Consider the following 19735-nt stretch of genomic DNA (forward strand, 5'->3'; position numbering starts at 1 on the left):
GTCTGCATTTAAACTACCTGACAATTTGGGTAAATTTACATTTAGGTCTAATGTAGTTAATGGAATGATTCAGGTTGTTGTTGATGAGACTATTACGGCTCCTGTAATCCCTGCAAGCTATTATCCAGCTGTAAAGGAGTTTTATAATCAGGTGATACAAAAAGAAAATGAACAAGTAGTCCTTAAAAAAATATAAATAGAATTATTGATCTTGATTACTGAGTCTTATGTCAGGTATACATCGAAATCGGCTCTAAAATACCCCAAAGAATAATAGTCTGATAATGAAAAAAATAATATTACTTGTGCTTCTTGCTTTTTCAATTAATATGAAAGCGCAAGAATACAAGTTCGGTAAAGTTTCTAAAGAAGAATTACTAGAAAGATCATATCCTCTGGATAGCTCAGCAAATGCAGTTGTTCTTTTCGAGACTCAGAAGAAAAGCATCCAAAATCATAGAGGTAATGGTTTTAGGTTGATTACAGAAGTGCATAAACGCATAAAACTTTATAATAAGAATGGATTTGATCACGCTAGTCAAGAAATTCTTTTGTTTAATCGTACAAGCAATTCTGAGAAATTACTTTATTTAGAAGGGATTACTTACTCTTTTAAAAAGGATTCAATAGTGAAAACAGAATTAAAAGATGATGGAATATTTACTAACGAGCATTCAAAAAACATAGATGAAATTACATTTACCATGCCATCTTTGCAAGAAGGTTCGGTAATAGAGTTTAAATACAAAATTGTTTCGCCTTTTCTTTTTAATGTTGGAAAGATATATTTACAACAAAATATCCCAATTAAAAAGCAAGATATTAAAATTACGACGCCAGAGTATTTTAATTTTAAAAAAGTAACAACGGGTTATTTGCCGATAAATTTAACAGAATCGGATAAATGGTTGAACAAATATGGAGATTCATATAAAGAATTAACAGATAAAATAATTTCGATAAACGTTCCCGCTTTCAAGGAAGAACCGTACTGTGGCAATTCAAAGAATTATATTTCGTCAATAAATTATGAGTTAGCCTATATTAAATATCGATATGGAGCTATCGATCATAGAGCTACAACGTGGGATGATGTTATTAAGAATATCTTTAATAGTTCGAGTTTTGGAGATCAATTGAATAAAACAAATTACTTTAAAAATGATATAGATAATTTAATTGCAGGAGTTTATGATCCTCAGGAAAAAATGAATCTTATTTTTAAATATCTCCAAAATAAAATGACTTGGAACGAAATGAGAGGTGTGTTTACATACAAAGGAACTAGAAAGTCTTATAAGGAGGGTAAAGGAAATGTGGCAGATATTAATTTAACTTTAGTAGCTATGTTGCGATATGCTGGTTTGCAAGCTCACCCTGTTGTTTGTAGTTCAAGTGATAGACCAGTAGCTCTTTTTCCAACAATTAGTGGGTTTAACTACGTTATTGCTAGAGTTAAATTATCTAATAAAGAAATTTTCTATTTAGATGCTTCCGATAAATATGGGATGTTAAATATTTTACCTGATAGGATAATTAGGGGAATGGGTAGGGTTATTGCTGAAAATAGGTCGTCTCAACTAGTGGATTTTAGACCAGATAAACCTTCAGTAAAGGCTTACAGATTGGAGTGTGAACTTAATGAACAGGGAATCGCAAAAGGAAAAGTAAGTGTAAACCATAGAGATTATGTAGCTCATGATTTCAGAGTAGAGAATGCAGCCAAAGATGATGAAAGTAAAGCGGAACGTTTTGAGAAAAAATTTGGAATCACAGAATTGGATGCATATACTGTAAAAGGTGTTAATGAATACGGAAAAGGAGTGAGTGAACAATTTGATTTTACAGTAGAAGATCAAATTGAAGCGATTGAAGATGAGATATTCTTTTCTCCTTTGTTATTTTTGAGGGATAAAGAGAATGTATTTAAATCAGATGATAGAAAATACCCAATAGACTTTGGATATGGTTTCTCTAATAAATATATGGTAAACATCAAAATACCTGAAGGCTATGAAGTAGTGGAGTGCCCTAAAGCATCTGCATTTAAACTACCTGACAATTTGGGTAAATTTACATTTAGGTCTAATGTAGTTAATGGAATGATTCAGGTTGTTGTTGATGAGACTATTACGGCTCCGGTAATTCCGGCAAGTTACTATCCAGCTGTAAAGGAGTTTTATAATCAGGTAATACAAAAAGAAAACGAACAGGTAGTCCTTAAAAAAATATAAATATGAATATCCAAAATGCACAGAAAGCTGTAGATGACTGGATCCAAAATCACGGAGTCAGATACTTCAATGAGCTTACCAATATGGCGCAACTTACTGAAGAAGTAGGTGAGGTAGCCAGAATAATCGCGAGACGATATGGTGAACAAAGTGAAAAAGAAAGTGACAAAGACAAAGATTTGGGAGAGGAACTGGCAGATGTTATGTTTGTTGTTTTATGCCTTGCTAATCAAACAGGAGTAAATCTGCAGGAAGCATTTGATAAAAAGCTGGATATTAAAACAAAAAGAGATCACGATCGTCATCACAATAATGATAAATTAAAATAATGTTTACATCAATTATTTCTTCAAAACGATATTGGGTTTCAGTACTGTTGTTAGGGCTTGTTTTTGTTGTGTTGTTTAGTGTTATAGAACATTTAATGCAATATGGCGGTTTAGCCTGGGATACCTTCATGGACGAAAAAATAAAGAATGGTCTTTGGGTAAGATACCTTTTGTCCAGAATCGTTGGAGGATTATTATACGGGATGATTCTCGGGTATTATTTTGAATTAAGAAAACGCAAATTAAACTCATAATGAATTTGAAATTAGACCACATTTCGAATATTAAAAGTAACACTTTACAGATTACAGGATCTAAAAGTGAAACCAATAGATTATTGATTTTACAGTCTCTTTATCCACAGATAGAAATTGAGAACATATCCAACAGCGATGATTCGCAATTAATGCAGGCTGCATTAGCAAGTAAAGATGAGGTTGTAGATATCCATCATGCCGGTACGGCAATGCGTTTTCTTACTGCATATTTTGCTGTAAAAAAAGGTCGGAAAACAATTTTAACCGGAAGTAAAAGAATGCAAGAGCGCCCGATTAAAATTCTTGTAGATGCCCTTAGACAGCTTGGATGTGAGATTAACTATGAAAAAGATGAAGGATTTCCACCGATAAAAATCTTAGGAAAAGACCCTATAACAAATAAGGTTTCATTAGCAGCTAATGTAAGTAGTCAATACATTTCGGCATTAATGCTGATTGCTTCATCTTTACCTGAAGGTTTGGAAATCAAACTAGAAGGAAAAGTTACATCAGTGCCTTATATAAAAATGACATTAAGTTTGCTTAAAGATGTTGGAATTTCTGGAAGTTTTGAAAATAATGTTATTAGGATTAAACCGGTAAAAGTGCTTTCTTCAAAAAATATTGTGGTAGAATCGGATTGGAGTTCTGCTTCCTATTTTTATAGTATTGTTGCTTTGTCTGATAATAAAAGTGTTACGTTAGGAAGCTATAAAAAAAATAGCTACCAAGGCGATTCTTCATTAGCAGATATATATAAAAAACTAGGGGTTGAAACTACCTTTCAGAATAATGAAATTACTTTAACTAAAACTTCTGTGTCTAACCAATCGGAAGTACTGAAATTGGATTTGTCAAACTCACCAGATATAGCACAAACAATTGCAGTTACTTGTTTTGGATTGGGTAAAGGCTGTTATCTTACCGGGTTGCACACACTTAAGATTAAAGAAACAGATAGATTAGAAGCGTTAAAAACAGAAATAGAAAAATTAGGAGGAGAAGTGGTAATAACAGAAAATTCGCTAAGATTGTCACCTTCTGTATCAATCACGTCAGATATTGCAATAGATACATATCACGACCATCGAATGGCTATGGCATTTGCTCCACTTGCTCTGAGAACAGCGCTGTATATTAATGATGCGGATGTAGTATCAAAATCATACCCGGATTTTTGGAATGATTTAAAGAAATTAGATTTTAAAGTACTGTAAATAAAAATATATCTTGTCATTTACTTGACAACCCCTATGTCCAGATTGTATATTTGCACCTCCAAAAAAACAAACACTAATGAAGTTATCACATTTCAATTTTGACCTTCCACAGGAATTATTAGCAGAGTATCCATCAGAAAACAGAGATGAGGCACGTTTAATGGTTCTTAATCGAAAAGATCAAACAATTGAGCACAAGCAATTCAAAGATCTTATAGACTATTTCGAGCCTAACGATGTTATGGTTCTTAATAACACTAAAGTTTTTCCTGCCAGATTATATGGTAATAAAGAAAAAACAGGTGCTAGAATTGAGGTGTTTTTATTACGTGAACTAAATTCAGAAACACGTCTCTGGGATGTGTTAGTGGATCCAGCACGTAAAATAAGAATTGGTAATAAATTATACTTTGGAGATGACGAAAGTCTGGTAGCAGAGGTAATCGATAATACTACATCAAGAGGACGTACACTTCGCTTTTTATATGATGGATCTTATGATGAATTCAGACAAAAACTTACGGATTTAGGAGAAACACCTTTACCTAAGTATATTAAAAGAGAGGCTGAGCCTGAAGATGAAGAACGATATCAGACAATTTATGCAAAAAATGAAGGTGCAGTCGCAGCTCCAACAGCTGGTTTACACTTTTCTAAACACTTGATGAAGCGTCTGGAGATTAAAGGAGTAGATTTTGCAGAAATTACTTTGCACGTTGGTTTAGGTACTTTTAATCCTGTAGAAGTAGAGGATTTATCAAAACACAAAATGGACAGTGAAGAAGCATATATAACTGCACGTGCTACCGAAACAATTAATCAAGGGATTGATAATAAGCAAAGAATCTGTGCGGTAGGTACTACGGTAATGAGAGCTCTCGAAAGTGCTGTTTCTTCAGACAAAACTTTAAATGAGTTTAGAGGATGGACAAATAAATTTATATTTCCTCCGTATGACTTTAGTATTGCAAATAGTATGATTACAAATTTTCATACACCAAAATCAACCTTATTGATGATGGTTTCCGCTTTTGCTGGTCACGATTTTATTAAGGAAGCATATGAAGAAGCAGTAAAAGAAAAATATCAGTTTTATTCTTATGGTGATGCTATGTTAATCATATAAATAGAATCTCTACAAACAACTTTTAAAAACTCTACTTTATGCTATTAAAGTAGAGTTTTTGCATTATGGATCTTTAGAAAGTGGTAGGATTTTTTGATCTTAGAATATTCGATAAGATATCAATGTTTTTGTTGTAGAAATCTTAAAATTAACAAGTTATAATGTTTATTTCATAAAAAATAGGTATTTTGCGGAGCTTATCAGAAAAATTTACGGTTTTACCGTAGTTTTTAAGAGCTTTATGTCGATTAATTTTGCTTTTTGTCGAAAAACAAGAATAGGGGGAATTACTGATTCTTCTTTTTAAGAAATTAGTCGTTTATTGCGAATGCCTTAAATAAAGTAAGTGAACCAAATAACAACCTATGAATAGAATATTACACATCGTTTTATTTTTTGTCACCTTCTCTTCATTTTCACAAACCAAAGTAGGTAACCTTCATTTTAATGACATTGATGTCTTTGAAAATGCGGAGCTTATGCTAAATGGAGCAGGCGAGAGAGAAAAATTATATGCTATTGGATTATATCTCGATTTTGAAGTAGATGGAGTTGAAGACGGGCTTATGGTTGCAGATAAAAATGCCACTATGGCTCTTACGATTAAAACGATTTCTGATGTTTCTAATGATGAGATGCAAAACATTATTAGAAATGGATTAGAAAGGGCTACCGATGGAAACAGCTATTTAATGGAAGATCAAATCAGGGATTTTCTTAAACTTCTTCCTAGTACAATTAACAAGTATGAAATTTTTAAAATTATTTATACTAAAGACGAAAAGCTTACACTGTATAAGAATACAGAGAGACTTGGAGCTGTCAAGAATAGTTTAGAATTTAAACAAGCATTGTTTAAAATTTGGTTAGGTGATAACCCAATAGATTTAGGACTAAAAGAAGATTTATTAGGAACTTTTGATGCAAACCCAATATTAGGCCAATGGAAAGCCTATGATAAAAAAACCGGAGTAGCTATTAATATTGTGCAATTGTACATGATAGAAAACAAGGTTTTTGGATCAATACAGCAAATGCTTCGACAATCAGAAAGAGATGCTGTATGTTATCAGTGTGAGGGAGATGATAAAAACCAACCTGTAGAAGGATTGGTAATTCTTAAAAACTTAAGGAATAAAAGTGAATTAAAATACATAGACGGTCGATTTACAGATATAAGAAGTGGAAAAGTATCAATCTGCCAAATCTGGATAGATGAAGACGATATGAATGTACTTAATGTGAAGTACAAAGGAGGCGGAGGTGTGCACCAATGGAAACGAGTTGAAAATTCACTTAAAGATAATCGAGAAGACTTTCGTACTGTAAAATTCTAAGAATACCCTCATCTAGTTATAATTCCTAAAATAGTTTACACTTTCAGGTAGACAGGCATCTATCTTTTGCATACTTTTGCAAAGAAATGAAGTCAAAAAAGAAAGACATACGAGCACTCACAAAAGAGCAACTTCGGGAATTCTTCGTAACAAATGGAGATAAAGCTTTTCGAGGTAATCAGGTTTATGAATGGCTATGGAGCAAAGGTGCTCATAGTTTTGAGAGTATGACCAATATTTCGAAAGCTACCAGACAATTACTCGAAGACAATTTTGTGATCAACCATATTAGGGTTGACCAAATGCAGCGCAGTACTGATGGCACTATAAAAAATGCGGTTAGACTTCATGATGGATTAGTGGTCGAATCAGTTTTAATTCCTACTCCTACCAGAACAACTGCTTGCGTTTCTTCCCAGGTTGGATGTAGTTTAGATTGTAGATTTTGTGCAACTGCACGTTTAAAAAGAATGAGAAATCTAAATCCAGATGAAATTTACGATCAGGTTGTAGCTATTGACAATGAGAGTAGACTATATCATAATCGTCCATTATCCAATATTGTTTTCATGGGTATGGGAGAACCTCTTATGAATTATAATAATGTCCTTAAAGCAATTGACAAAATAACTTCTCCAGAAGGATTAGGGATGTCTCCTAAAAGAATTACAGTATCTACTTCGGGAGTGCCAAAAATGATTAAAAAAATGGCGGATGATGGGGTTCGTTTTAAGTTAGCGGTATCATTACATTCTGCCATAGACGAAGTACGAACCAGTATCATGCCATTCAATGAAAACTTTTCGCTTACAGATCTTAAAGAAGCACTGGAATACTGGTATGATAAAACCAAAAGTAGAATAACTTATGAATATGTTGTTTGGGAAGGCATAAACGACAGAAAAGTCGATATTGATGCGCTTCTAAAATTTTGTTCATATGTTCCTTGTAAAGTGAATCTCATCGAGTACAATCCAATAGATGACGGAGAGTTTCAACAAGCTTCAAATACTGCAATTGACAATTATATTGCTGCTTTAGAATCTAGAGGTTTTGTGGTTAATGTCCGCAGAAGTAGAGGTAAAGATATTGATGCAGCTTGTGGACAATTGGCGAATAAGACCTAATTATCTTTTCAATCTAAATTATTTATTAAGTGTTTTGACGCTCAATATGGATTGTACTATCTTCGCAACTAGTTAGAAAACAAAATATCTATTGCAGATTGAAAGTCGTTGAGCAAATAAAACTTCCTATTATTGATGAGATGGAACTCTTTGAACAAAAGTTTTCTCAGTCAATGTATTCAAAAGTGGCATTGCTCAATAGAATCACGCACTATATTGTAAATAGAAAGGGAAAGCAAATGCGTCCAATGTTTGTTTTTCTTGTGGCTAAAATGGTATCTGGAGGTGAAATAGTAGAACGCACCTATCGAGGAGCTTCTGTGATAGAGCTGATACATACAGCCAGCCTTGTCCACGATGATGTAGTGGATGATTCTAATCGTCGAAGAGGCTTTTTTTCAGTCAATGCACTTTGGAAAAATAAGATAGCAGTATTGATTGGGGATTATTTATTATCCAAAGGTATGCTAGTGTGCATTGATAATGAAGATTTTGATTTGTTAAAAATCATTTCTGTAGCGGTTAGGGAGATTGTAGAAGGAGAATTATTGCAAATCGAGAAAGCAAGAAATCTTGATATTACAGAAGAAATTTATTACGAAATCATTCGTCAGAAAACGGCCACCTTAATAGCAGCTTGTTGTAGTGTAGGAGCGTGTTCTGTAGAACCAAATTCCGATTCTGTAGAGAAAATGAGAAAATTTGGTGAATTAATAGGAATGGCATTTCAGATAAAAGATGATTTATTCGATTATGGAGATACTGCAATTGGCAAGCCCACCGGAATTGATATCAAAGAACAAAAAATGACTTTGCCCCTAATTTATACTCTTAATCACTGTACAAAAGAAAAAAAGAAATGGCTTATTAACTCTGTTAAAAATCATAATAAGAATAAAAAGCGAGTTAAAGAAGTTATTGATTTTGTAAAAATGAGCGGTGGGTTAGAGTATGCAACGAGCATTATGCATAAATTCAAAGAAGAAGCGTTAGCCTTATTATCAGAATATCCCGAATCAGAATACAAGTCATCATTAGAATTAATGGTTAACTATGTAATTGATCGTAAAAAATAATCTTCCTTTTCTGCCACTTAATTAATCCGTAAAGTTACTAGTTCATCCAAAAGACAAATATTGGTATTAGTTTTGATGGCTAAATATTATTTTTTTTAGCATAGGCAACCGTTTTGTCTTTTTGTGCGTCTTTATCTAAGAAATGAGATTCATCTTAATTAAATTATATATCATTCATGACTAATAAATTATTTTTATATGCGACAATTGTAATGTTATCAAGTTGTGCATCTGTGGAAAAATACAATCAACAAATTAGTAAAATCCATAGTCCTGAAGAATTACGCCAAGATGTTGATTATGCCTATAAAAAACTTAAAAAATTACACCCAGATGTAAATTGGTATATCTCTAAAGATGAATTAGATAAAAAGATAGATGATTTAAAAGACGGATTAACAGAACCATTAACTACTAAAGAATTCTATAAATTATTTGCTCCAGTTATTACAAGCATAAAACAAGGTCATCTATCAATTCATGTTCCTAGTAAAAAACAAAGTAAAAAAGAAATAAAAGAAAAGGGAAAAAGAGATTCACCTTTTAATTCTTTGTCATTTTATGCTTCAGCTAATAAACTATTTGTAAAAAAAGTTTTTAAAGGCGATACCACATTAATAGCAGGGTCACAAGTTATGTCCATTGATGGTAAACAAGTTGAGGATCTATTAGACTCCTTTAAAGCTCTACATTCTAGTGATGGATATAATCAGACTTTTATACCAGAATTTGTCGGGAGTCGTTTTGGATTTTTTTATGCAAATACTCATAAACAAAAAGATAGTATTTTATTAAACCTGAAATTAGAAGACAGTGTTTATGATAAATATTTATATGCGAACTATGATGAAATAAAACCTTCTTCTAAAAAAGACAGTGTGCCTTCAGCAAAGAAAAAGCTTAGTAGATCTGATAAGAAAATAGCGAAAGAAACTAGAAAGAAAGTACGCAAGAAGAACTATAAATATGGATATAATAAAAAGACGAAGGAGTATCACAGAAATTTTAGTTTTCTAGAATCTGAAGCTGAAATACCTGTTGCGTATATGAAGATTAGAAGCTTTACTAATGGGGGATTTAAAGAATTTTACAAAGAAAGTTTTGCTAAAATTGATTCTGCCAAATGTAAAAATTTAGTAATCGACCTTAGAGGCAATACAGGAGGTAGGTTAGTTGAAATTGATGATTTGTATTCCTATTTGACGGATAAAGAATATATCTTCATAGAAAAATCTAAAATGACTGGACGACTAAGCTTTTTATATCCGTATTTTCATACAAAATCTTGGCCAACAAAAACGGTTGCTACAATTCTGTCACCTGTATTAGGAGTGTATCAAATTTTTAAGGTTAAGAAAGAAAACAGAGAAGCTTATTTTAAATTTAAGCAAAGTAAATTACGAAAGCCCAAATCGAATACCTTTACCGGTAAAGTATATGTATTGATTAATGGAGAAAGTTTTTCTGCAAGCAGCATTCTTTCGACACATTTAAAAGCAACAAAGCGAGCCACTTTTGTTGGAGAAGAAACGGGTGGTGCATATAATGGAACAGTGGCAGGAGTATATGCAAAAGTCGAGTTGCCTAATTCTAAGATCAATATGCGGATAGGTCTAATGAAAATAAACGCTCCTTATACTATAGAGCCAGATGGATATGGTATTAAACCAGATATTCCAATAAAAAGAACAATGAATAATGTAGATGAGGAATTACAATGGGTCATAAAGGATATTGAGATGTCTAACAAAAAGGAATAAATTTTTATTAGGGTCAGGCAACCTTTTTGATTTATATCACGTCTATGTAAATAGAGGGTCTTAAAACAATTGATTTTTACTTTGAAAGTTATTCAGTTTTATAAAAACGAAACACAGCTCATCAAAAAAGCTATAAAGGAGCATCGCGATGCACAGCGTCAGCTATATGATAAGTATGCTCCAAAAATGCTGAGTGTATGTAGGCGCTACATCAGAGATACCCATTATGCTGAAGAAGTAATGCTGAGTGGTTTTCTGAAGGTGTTTACAAATTTAAAACAATTCAATTTTGAAGGAAGTTTTGAAGGCTGGGTAAGAAGAATCATGATAAATGAATCGATATCATTCTTAAGAAAGCAAAAAGAAATATTGTTTACAGAAGATGTTTCAATCTATAATGAAGCGTCCTGGAATAATGTTCATATAGAATTAGAAGTAGAGCAGATCCAGGAATTGATCGATAGTTTGCCCGAAGGTTATAAAATGGTATTTGTATTATATGCTGTAGAAGGATACAAACATCACGAGATTGCTAAAATGCTGGAGGTTAGTGAGAGTACTTCAAAATCTCAGCTTTTTAAGGCAAGAAAAATGCTACAGCAAAAGTTAAACCAACAAAATAAAATTAGTAATGGCGCCATTAAAATTTGAAGATAGCATAAAGGAGAAGTTGGAACAGCGCACTATACAACCATCTGATGAATCGTGGGATAAATTAGATCAGCAATTGAATGATCAGCATAGTAGCAGAAAAGTAAAAAATTATTGGTGGTTAGGTATTGCAGCAAGTATTATAGGTTTTTTGATTCTTTCAACAGTTTTTATTACTTCTAATGAAAAGGTTGAATCGAACAATAGAGAACTTGTAGATGTTAATAAAGAAGGTGTTAAAGAAAATCGATCCACCGATTTCGTAAAAATAAAACCTCAGGAGTTAAAGCAAGAGATAAGGGAAATTGAAAGTAATAAAGAAAGTCTTATCAAACCTACGGTGATTGTAAAAAATCATGATTTTGAAAGTAACAGTTTAAAAAAGAGAGAAGATAAAGAAGACATTAATGTCGATTTTAATAGTATAAATAGTATCAATGAAGGTGTTTTTAAAAATAATACTACAGAAACGGTAGCAATCCAAATCGATACGATAATCAGTAAGAAGCGTGTTATTGAAGAAGATAAATCACCACCGTTTACAGTAGAAATAATTGAAACTAAAATAGCAGGAGTTGTAGAAAAAGTTAAAGAGCTGGAAAAAAATAATGGAGTAGTTACCGATGAAGAAGTTGATGCGTTATTACGCAAGGCACAGCTCGAAATTACAACAGAACAAATTTTAAAATCTAATACAGTAAGTGCATCTGCTCTGCTTCTAGACGTGGAATCTGAGCTGGATGAATCATTTAAGGACCGTGTTTTTGAAGCGCTTAAAACAGGTTTTGAAAAATTGAAAACTACTGTAGCAGAAAGGGATAATTAAACATTCATCAATCAAGTCTTACAGAGATTCCCTCTCTTTAATGAGAGGGAACACAGTAAGTGAAATCTAATATTTATGAGAACAATTATAATGTATGTCGTATTGACGACAATGACTCTTAATGCCTATTTTTTACACGCACAGGACAAGGGTAATTTGGATAAAATAGAGGAATTAAAGCAGGAAAAAGAAGCTGTTGTAGTTTTAGAAAAAGAGGAGCTTAAAAAAGAAGTAGAATCAATTAATGAGCGATTAGTAAAAGGAGAGATAACTACAGAAGAGGCCCAGAAGCTTAAGGAAACTGCAGCACAAAGGCACGCATTAAATATCGAAAATCGGTTAGTAATTATAGACAATCAAATTGCCTTGCTCGAAAGAAATGATAGTGAATATCTGAATACAGGTAAAACTAAACTTTCTATTGGCTTAGGAGCTAAGGATAAAGATGATGGCGATATCTTATTCGGAATTAATTTAAAAAATGGAAAGAAAGATAAAATACGATATGATAGACGCACATATTCTGACTTAGTAGTGGCTTTTGGATTGAACAATGCTATTGTAGACGGACAATCACTAGATGATTCTGATTATAAGATCGCAGGAAGTCGGTTTTTTGAGATTGGTCTCGCGTGGAAAACCAGAGTTTTTAAGAACTCTAACTTTATGCGAATAAAATATGGTATTTCATACCAGTCTAATGGGCTAAAACCAACAGATAACAGATATTTTGTTGAAAACGGAGATCAAACAGAGCTTGAAGAGTTTAGATTAGAGCTTGACAAATCAAAGTTTAGAATGGATAACCTTGTTATTCCTGTACATTTAGAGTTCGGTCCTTCGAAGAGAATTGAAACAGAAGAAAAACTGAGATTTTCAACGGCAAGAAAGTTTAGAATTGGATTAGGAGGATACGTCGGGGCAAATATCAGTACGCGACAAAAATTGAAGTATAAAGAAAACGGTGATAGGGTAAAGGATAAAATTAAAAGAGATTACAATACAAGTGATTTAATCTATGGTTTAAGCACGTATATGGGCTTCGGGGATATGTCGTTATATCTGAAGTATGATTTGTCTCCAATTTTTCAAAATGCAACGATAGATCAGAACAATGTGTCTTTGGGGTTGCGTTTTGACCTTTAAGAAAGACCATAATCGGCAAGGTTCTCTATAGATTTTAAGTTTACAGAATTTAACAAATTCGATTTTAGCTTTAATTTCATTTTTAAGTGTTAGCCAATTTTGGTGGGGAAAGAGTTGTGATTGATCACAACTCTTTTTCGTTTTCATGAAAAATGACATTTTATTTTACCCTGATTTCATAGGTGATTAAGGATACTTTATTAATATACTATGAAAAGTAGAGTTATATAATTAGTGTTAAATAATATACAAAAAACTAACTATTGTTAAATAAACAAAAATATATTAAATCCTTAAAACAGTTACGGTTTTAAAGTAACCATCTCATTGTAAGTATTTTATGACATCTATTTTTTTTATTCTTTCAGTAAATAACATATATTTAGTACCCTTAGAAATTATGATTTTTTTAAGGATTGATAGAATGTTTTAACTTGTTATTACTCCCCCTTATCACAAGTTTGAGAAGTACTACTTATGCTAAAATTGGTTCAGTGAAGTAATTGTTAACCTAATTTTAGATATATGAAAACAAAATTCTATTACGTAGCGTTTTTAATGCTATGCAGTTTTGGGCTTTTTGCTCAAAAAAAACCCCAAAAAGCTAGCTTGTTCGGCAAAGCTGAATACGTTAGGAGCATTCCTGCATTTTCAAAGATGGATAATATAATTTCTGCTAAAGGAATGATAAAGCACGGTCAGGAAAAAAGAAGAGGTAAAAATACTTATGTTCCTGGAAAAGGTCTTCCGGTAGCAGGACAACCTGACCCATTGATGCAGTTCCAACAAAAATCTGCAAGAACGGCTATTTCTACAGAGGTAGCGAATTTTCAATCACACCAGGGATTCAGTACTCCTACGGATCCGACAGGAGCTATTGGTCCTAATCATTATGTATACGCATTTAATTCAGGTTTTGGAATTCGTGATAGAGCAGGAAATGTTCTGTTAGCTGAAGCTTCTCTCTCGACTATTTTTCCGGGAGAAAGTTTGGGAGATCCAATAGTAATATATGATAATTATGCAGAGCGGTTCGTTATTATGCAGTTTAGTAATACTCCTAATGGCATTCTAATAGCAGTTGGACAAGGCCCTGACCCGATTAATGACGGATGGTTTACGTATAGATTTAATACAGGGTCATTCCCTGATTATGAAAAAATATCAATATGGAGCGACGGATATTATATTACTGCTAATAAAGATTCTAGTTCTGCAGATACCAGCGAGGTTGTGTATGCCGTAGAAAGAGATTTAATGTTAGTAGGAGATCCTAATGCTCAATTTGTAGGTTTTCCACTACCGGGAATCACAACAAGTGGTTTTTATAGTCCAGGAGGATCTAGTGCTACTGGACCTACGCTGCCTCCCGTAGGCGCAGGGCATTCGGTAATCTATTTACAAGATGACGGATGGGCTGGAGTATCTCAAGATCACGTAAAAGTTTGGACTACAGATGTAGATTGGACAAATGTTGCTAATTCAACGATTTCTCAACCCCAGGAAGTTCTGACAGCTCCATTTGATAGTGTCTTTGATGGAGGTTCTTTTTCTAATCTACCACAACCAAGCGGAAATGACATCGATGCATTACAGGCTACTATGTTGTATATGACTACCTATAGACGTTTTCCAACCCATAATTCGATGATATTTAATTTTGCTGTTGATTTAGATGGTAACGATGACCTTGCTGGTATTCGTTGGTATGAATTTAGGCAAACTTCAGATGGTCAGCCATGGACTATTTTTCAGGAAGGTACTTATGTGCAACCTGATGGTTTGAGTGCTTTTTGTGGTAGTATGGCTATGGATGGTCAAGGTAATATAGGATTAGCCTATACAGTGGTAAGCACCTCTGTTTTCCCTTCTATTCGCTATACAGGTAGACTTGCTAGTGATCCGGTTGGGACTATGACTCTTTTAGAGCAGAGTGCAGTAGATGGAACTCAGGTAGATCCTTCTTTTAGATATGGTGATTATGGTCATATGACGATAGATCCTACAGATGACATGACCTTCTGGCATACTGCAGAATATTTTGATGCTGGATTTAGAAAAAATCACGTAGTGGCATTTAATTTAATGTCAGATACGCCAGATACTGAAGCTCCATCAGTTCCAACAAATCTAGTGGCATCAAATACAACTGATGTTTCTACTACAATTAGTTGGGATGCATCCACAGACGATACGGGAGTAACAGCATATGATGTATTTCAGGATGGAGTGTTAGTAGCAACTGTTGCTACCACTTCTGCAGATATTTCTGGTTTATCTCCGTCTACATCCTATGATTTTACAGTAGTTGCAAAAGATGCTGCAGGAAATGAGTCTGCCGCTAGTGATGCATTAACAGTAACGACAGAAGCTCCCGATACAGAAGCTCCGTCAGCTCCAACAAATCTTACAGCATCTAACACTACTGCAGGACAAACCACACTTAGTTGGGATGCATCTACAGATAATGTAGGAGTTGCAGAATATGATGTATTGCAAGATGGAGTAGTGGTAGCAACTGTTTCAGAAGCTTCAGCGGTGATTTCAGGACTTTCTGCAGAGACGACATATGAATTTACTGTTATAGCCAGAGATGCTGCTGGAAATGAGTCTACAGCAAGCGATCCTCTAAGTGTAACGACTCCTGCAGCTTCCGGATGTTTGAGTGGAACTTTACCTCCTTACGCTGAAAGTTTTGAAGCTGGTATAGGAGAATGGACACAAGATTCTGGCGATGATCTTGACTGGACTGTAAATTCTGGAGGAACACCTTCTAATAGAACTGGACCTGCTAGCGCTATTGATGGTTCCAGTTATATTTATGTAGAAGCTTCCGGTAACGGAACAGGTTTTCCTAATAAGCAAGCTGTCTTAACTTCTCCTTGTTTCGATTTAACAGGTGCAACTTCTGCTTCCTTCTCCTTCCAATATCACATGTTTGGAGCTAATAATTTTGGGACATTAAGTGTAGAAGCTAGTAATGACGAAGGTACTACTTGGACAACTGTTTGGACTAGAAGTGGTAACCAAGGTAATTCTTGGCAGACGGCTAATATCGATTTAGCTGATTATGTAGGTGCTGGAACACAGTTAAGATTTAATAGAGTTACCGGTGGTACCTGGAGAGCAGATGCAGCGATAGATAATGTACAAGTATCCGCTGATGGTGGACCAGGTGGTGGAGATTGTGTTTCTGGTGATGTTACTTTAAGTATTACATTTGATAATTATCCACAAGAAACTTCTTGGACCTTAACAAATTCTGGAGGAACTGTAGTAGCTTCTGATAGCTATTCTACTGCTAATCCTGATGGTTCTACTGTGACAGAAACGTTTACAGGTCTTGCCAATGACACATATACTTTTACCATTCTTGATTCCTTTGGAGATGGTATTTGTTGTGGCTTTGGTAATGGTTCTTATACACTATCAAGTGACGCAGGAACAATTGTAACGGGTGGTGAATTTGATAGCTCAGAAGCAACTGATTTCTGTATAGAAGGAGCTGCTGGACTAGATACATTTCCTTTAAGTGGAATTCGTTCCAGTGATAATGATGCATTTAAGATATATCCTGTTCCAGCTAAAGGGACATTAAACGTTACTATTGGGGATAGATCTATAGATAATGTAAAGATTTTCTCTATGTATGGTCAATTGGTGAAAGAAATTACCAACCAAGGAACCCAGAAACAAATAGACATAAGCAATTTAGCTTCAGGTACATATTTTATTCGTTTTACTTCTGATAAAGAAGAACTTGAGATAACAAGAAAATTTGTGATCGCAGAATAATAATTTATTGAAGTTATAATTTAGCCACAAGGAGGCTGCCTTTTATTAGGCAGCCTCCTTGTTTATGGAAAGAATTATGAATTGAGTATCAAGAATTGTATTATTTTTGCCTATTGTGTAAAATTACATTTAATACTTCATGATCCATAAGTCAACCATAGATGCTGTATTCGAAACTGCTCGATTAGAAGAGGTGATAGGGGATTTTGTGCAGTTAAAAAAATCAGGAAGTAATTTCAAGGGGTTAAGTCCTTTTAGTGAAGAAAGAACACCCTCTTTTATGGTGTCGCCGGTAAAACAAATCTGGAAGGATTTCTCTAGCGGTAAAGGTGGGAATGTAGTCGCATTTCTAATGGAACACGAACATTTTACATATCCCGAAGCAATAAAATATCTTGCGAAAAAATATAATATTGAAATCGAGGAAACCGAACAAACTGATGAGCAGAAAGAGCAGGCTAATGAGCGAGAAAGCATGTATTTGGTCAGTGAGTTTGCTAATACGTATTTCCAGAATATACTGCATAAAACTGAACAAGGTAAGGCGATAGGTCTATCCTATTTTAAAGAACGAGGCTTTACTGCAGAAACCATTAAGAAGTTTGGATTAGGGTATTCTCCGGATAATTGGGACGCATTTACCTCAGAAGCCATAAAGAAAGGATATCAGTTAGAGTTTCTTGAAAAAACAGGGCTTACGATTGTAAAAGAAGAAAAACAATTCGATCGATTTAAAGGTAGAGTAATGTTCCCTATTCAATCCATGTCTGGTCGTGTACTAGGTTTTGGAGGGAGAATTTTGAGCAATGAAAAAAAAGCAGCAAAATATTTAAACTCACCTGAAAGTGATATATATCATAAGAGTAAAGTACTATATGGTATATACCACGCAAAACAATCAATTGCCAAAGAAGATAATTGTTTTTTGGTAGAAGGTTACACAGATGTGATTCAGTTTCATCAAACTGGAGTCAAGAATGTAGTTTCTTCATCAGGAACTGCGCTTACATCGGATCAAATTAGATTGATAAACAGGCTTACCAAGAACATTACGGTTTTGTTTGATGGTGATGCTGCAGGTATGCGAGCTTCAATCAGAGGAATCGATTTGATCCTGGAACAAGGAATGAATGTAAAGGTATGTAGCTTTCCCGAAGGTGAAGATCCTGATAGTTTTGCAAAACAAAATACGCTTGAGGAGCTTACACTGTATTTAGAAGAAAATGCTCAGGATTTTATAAGATTCAAAGCTTCACTCCTACAAGAAGAATCAAAAACAGATCCGATTAAAAAAGCCGAATTAGTAAGAGATATGGTGGCGAGTATCGCTAAAATTCCGGATGTGATTAAGCGAGAAATCTATGTGCAGGAGTGTTCTCGTATTATGGATATTTCAGAAGATGTACTCTTTGATACATTGGCTCAAATTCGGAATGTTGATATCAAAGATCAACGAAAACAACAAAAAGAAGCCAAGAAACCATTAGAAGTTGTTAAACAACAAGTACAGCAACAGCCCAAGATAAATGAGCAAAATGGTTTAGAAAAAAAGATTATTGAAATCCTGTTACTCTATGGAACTCACGAAGAAGAGTTTGAAGATCTTGTGATGAAAGAAAATGATGAAGGAGAACTTTTTTTGGAACCAGAATTGTATACAACAAAGGTTTTTGAGAAGATATATTTAGATCTTCAGGAAGATGAAATTGAATTTACCCAAAGTACATTTAAAGAAGTTTATAAGATTTTAATAGATCAATTAAATCAACAAGAGGATTTCAAAATTGATCATTTTATCAATCAAATTCCACCAGAGGTTGCATACGAAATCACGGAGATTATGATGGATGAAGAACGTCATGCGCTACATCGGTGGTCTGATAAAGAAATCCACGTGAAGAAAAAGGAACATTCTGTTTCTCAGTATGTTTCAGATACTATTCTTAATTTACGTAGGTTCTTGATTAACGAAAAAATAAATGAGCTTTCACTAGAAGTGAAAGCCCAAAATTTTGATGACAATCTCAATATTTTAGAAGATATAAGAGACTATCAGACCTTAAAAAAACTTTTATACAGAAAACTAAATCGGGTGATTTAATTAATGTGTAATAATCTTGACTGATGAATTAAGTCAGCTAGATTATCTACCTTTAGTTTTTTCAATAGTCTTGTTTTGTAAGTACTTACCGTTTTTTCGTTTATAGACAAAGTGCTGGCAATATCTTTATTACGTTTTCCGGAAGATAATAGGTTTAATACTTCTATTTCTCGTGAAGATAATTTCTTGTATTTCACAACCATATTATTTTCGTTAGTATTACCATTTGCTAACTGTTGAGTTAGATTATCATTAAGGTAAATACCACCACGAGCAACACGCTCTATAGCTTTCTTAAGAGTTTTAGTTGCAACTGTTTTTGATAAATAGGCTGAAGCACCCGCTTTGATAGCACTTAGAGCATACATTTCTTCGGGATGAGAGCTAAAAATAATAACCTTTATTCCTGTGAATTCCTTTTTAATGGTTCGCAACGCCATAATGCCATTAATTTGAGGCAAGTCTAATTCCATGATCAATATGTCAGGAGTATTAGATTTTAAAATATCATACATTTCGTTTCCGTTACTTACTTTTCCGATGATTTCAAAATCTTCAGAGTTGCGAAGTAAAGAAGCGATCCCTTTTCTAGTAATAGGATGATGATCTGCGATTAGTACGTTTGTCATTCTTGTTTACAATTGATAAATGTTAATTTTTAATTTAAAGGGGTTAACATCTCTAGGGGTAATTCTGATATTTGTTTTCACTGCAAAATTACTAAGAACTAGTAGTCGTAAACTTTTTTTT

The 19735-nt window shown here is 33.8% G+C and carries 16 protein-coding genes; 15 read left to right on the top strand and 1 reads right to left on the bottom strand.

Annotation, left to right across the window (positions count from 1 at the left end):
* The 15 genes from ACFSR1_RS16405 to dnaG form a co-directional block, all read left to right on the top strand.
* Nucleotides 1–196 (top strand): hypothetical protein (locus tag ACFSR1_RS16405; RefSeq protein WP_378294101.1); only part of this gene is annotated, 196 nt, incomplete at its 5' end.
* A gap of 88 nt (nucleotides 197–284) precedes the next feature.
* Entirely contained in the window at nucleotides 285–2234 is a 1950-nt protein-coding gene (locus tag ACFSR1_RS16410) for a DUF3857 domain-containing protein (protein ID WP_378294102.1), read from the top strand.
* Between the two features lie 2 nt (nucleotides 2235–2236).
* Complete coding sequence (locus ACFSR1_RS16415; protein ID WP_378294103.1) at nucleotides 2237–2563, top strand: nucleotide pyrophosphohydrolase; 327 nt, start codon at nucleotides 2237–2239, stop codon at nucleotides 2561–2563.
* Nucleotides 2563–2817 (top strand): hypothetical protein, encoded by a 255-nt coding sequence (locus tag ACFSR1_RS16420; protein ID WP_378294104.1) that lies wholly within the window; start codon nucleotides 2563–2565, stop codon nucleotides 2815–2817. Before ACFSR1_RS16415 ends, ACFSR1_RS16420 begins: the two co-directional genes overlap by 1 nt.
* Nucleotides 2817–4037, top strand: a complete 1221-nt coding sequence (locus ACFSR1_RS16425; protein WP_378294105.1) for a 3-phosphoshikimate 1-carboxyvinyltransferase — start codon at nucleotides 2817–2819, stop codon at nucleotides 4035–4037. The genes ACFSR1_RS16420 and ACFSR1_RS16425 overlap by 1 nt, the downstream gene beginning before the upstream one ends.
* A gap of 79 nt (nucleotides 4038–4116) precedes the next feature.
* Complete coding sequence (gene queA / locus ACFSR1_RS16430; protein WP_378294106.1) at nucleotides 4117–5166, top strand: tRNA preQ1(34) S-adenosylmethionine ribosyltransferase-isomerase QueA; 1050 nt, start codon at nucleotides 4117–4119, stop codon at nucleotides 5164–5166.
* A 365-nt stretch (nucleotides 5167–5531) separates the two neighbouring features.
* Entirely contained in the window at nucleotides 5532–6503 is a 972-nt protein-coding gene (locus tag ACFSR1_RS16435; RefSeq protein WP_378294107.1) for a chalcone isomerase family protein, read from the top strand.
* Nucleotides 6504–6589: 86 nt separating this feature from the next.
* The gene (rlmN, locus tag ACFSR1_RS16440) at nucleotides 6590–7630 is read left to right on the top strand and encodes a 23S rRNA (adenine(2503)-C(2))-methyltransferase RlmN (RefSeq protein ID WP_378294108.1); all 1041 of its coding nucleotides are present in this window, start codon (nucleotides 6590–6592) and stop codon (nucleotides 7628–7630) included.
* Between the two features lie 98 nt (nucleotides 7631–7728).
* Nucleotides 7729–8706, top strand: a complete 978-nt coding sequence (locus tag ACFSR1_RS16445) for a polyprenyl synthetase family protein (protein ID WP_378294109.1) — start codon at nucleotides 7729–7731, stop codon at nucleotides 8704–8706.
* Nucleotides 8707–8882: 176 nt separating this feature from the next.
* Nucleotides 8883–10466, top strand: a complete 1584-nt coding sequence (locus tag ACFSR1_RS16450) for a S41 family peptidase (protein ID WP_378294110.1) — start codon at nucleotides 8883–8885, stop codon at nucleotides 10464–10466.
* 81 nt (nucleotides 10467–10547) lie between these two features.
* Nucleotides 10548–11117: an RNA polymerase sigma factor gene (locus ACFSR1_RS16455; protein WP_378294111.1), complete on the top strand. Its 570-nt coding sequence runs from the start codon at nucleotides 10548–10550 to the stop codon at nucleotides 11115–11117.
* Nucleotides 11098–11943, top strand: coding sequence for a hypothetical protein (locus ACFSR1_RS16460; protein ID WP_378294112.1), 846 nt, complete (start codon nucleotides 11098–11100; stop codon nucleotides 11941–11943). Before ACFSR1_RS16455 ends, ACFSR1_RS16460 begins: the two co-directional genes overlap by 20 nt.
* A 75-nt stretch (nucleotides 11944–12018) precedes the next feature.
* Complete coding sequence (locus ACFSR1_RS16465; RefSeq protein WP_378294113.1) at nucleotides 12019–13089, top strand: hypothetical protein; 1071 nt, start codon at nucleotides 12019–12021, stop codon at nucleotides 13087–13089.
* 525 nt (nucleotides 13090–13614) lie between these two features.
* On the top strand, nucleotides 13615–16884 hold the full coding sequence (locus ACFSR1_RS16470) for a fibronectin type III domain-containing protein (protein WP_378294114.1): 3270 nt from the start codon (nucleotides 13615–13617) through the stop codon (nucleotides 16882–16884).
* Nucleotides 16885–17023: 139 nt separating this feature from the next.
* Entirely contained in the window at nucleotides 17024–18985 is a 1962-nt protein-coding gene (gene dnaG, locus ACFSR1_RS16475) for a DNA primase (RefSeq protein WP_378294115.1), read from the top strand.
* Here the strand turns inward: dnaG and ACFSR1_RS16480 are convergent.
* Nucleotides 18982–19614 (bottom strand): response regulator, encoded by a 633-nt coding sequence (locus ACFSR1_RS16480; RefSeq protein ID WP_378182443.1) that lies wholly within the window; start codon nucleotides 19612–19614, stop codon nucleotides 18982–18984. The genes dnaG and ACFSR1_RS16480 overlap by 4 nt on opposite strands.
* Nucleotides 19615–19735: the final 121 nt, after the last annotated feature.

Source organism: Aquimarina rubra, from assembly GCF_042684305.1.
Classification (GTDB): Bacteria; Bacteroidota; Bacteroidia; order Flavobacteriales; family Flavobacteriaceae; genus Aquimarina; species Aquimarina rubra.

Coding starts and splice junctions, on each gene's coding strand:
- ACFSR1_RS16410 (WP_378294102.1), top strand. CDS start 285: ATGAAAAAAATAATATTACTTGTGCTTCTTGCTTTTTCAATTAATATG.
- ACFSR1_RS16415 (WP_378294103.1), top strand. CDS start 2,237: ATGAATATCCAAAATGCACAGAAAGCTGTAGATGACTGGATCCAAAAT.
- ACFSR1_RS16420 (WP_378294104.1), top strand. CDS start 2,563: ATGTTTACATCAATTATTTCTTCAAAACGATATTGGGTTTCAGTACTG.
- ACFSR1_RS16425 (WP_378294105.1), top strand. CDS start 2,817: ATGAATTTGAAATTAGACCACATTTCGAATATTAAAAGTAACACTTTA.
- queA (WP_378294106.1), top strand. CDS start 4,117: ATGAAGTTATCACATTTCAATTTTGACCTTCCACAGGAATTATTAGCA.
- ACFSR1_RS16435 (WP_378294107.1), top strand. CDS start 5,532: ATGAATAGAATATTACACATCGTTTTATTTTTTGTCACCTTCTCTTCA.
- rlmN (WP_378294108.1), top strand. CDS start 6,590: ATGAAGTCAAAAAAGAAAGACATACGAGCACTCACAAAAGAGCAACTT.
- ACFSR1_RS16450 (WP_378294110.1), top strand. CDS start 8,883: ATGACTAATAAATTATTTTTATATGCGACAATTGTAATGTTATCAAGT.
- ACFSR1_RS16460 (WP_378294112.1), top strand. CDS start 11,098: ATGGCGCCATTAAAATTTGAAGATAGCATAAAGGAGAAGTTGGAACAG.
- ACFSR1_RS16465 (WP_378294113.1), top strand. CDS start 12,019: ATGAGAACAATTATAATGTATGTCGTATTGACGACAATGACTCTTAAT.
- ACFSR1_RS16470 (WP_378294114.1), top strand. CDS start 13,615: ATGAAAACAAAATTCTATTACGTAGCGTTTTTAATGCTATGCAGTTTT.
- dnaG (WP_378294115.1), top strand. CDS start 17,024: ATGATCCATAAGTCAACCATAGATGCTGTATTCGAAACTGCTCGATTA.
- ACFSR1_RS16480 (WP_378182443.1), bottom strand. CDS start 19,614: ATGACAAACGTACTAATCGCAGATCATCATCCTATTACTAGAAAAGGG.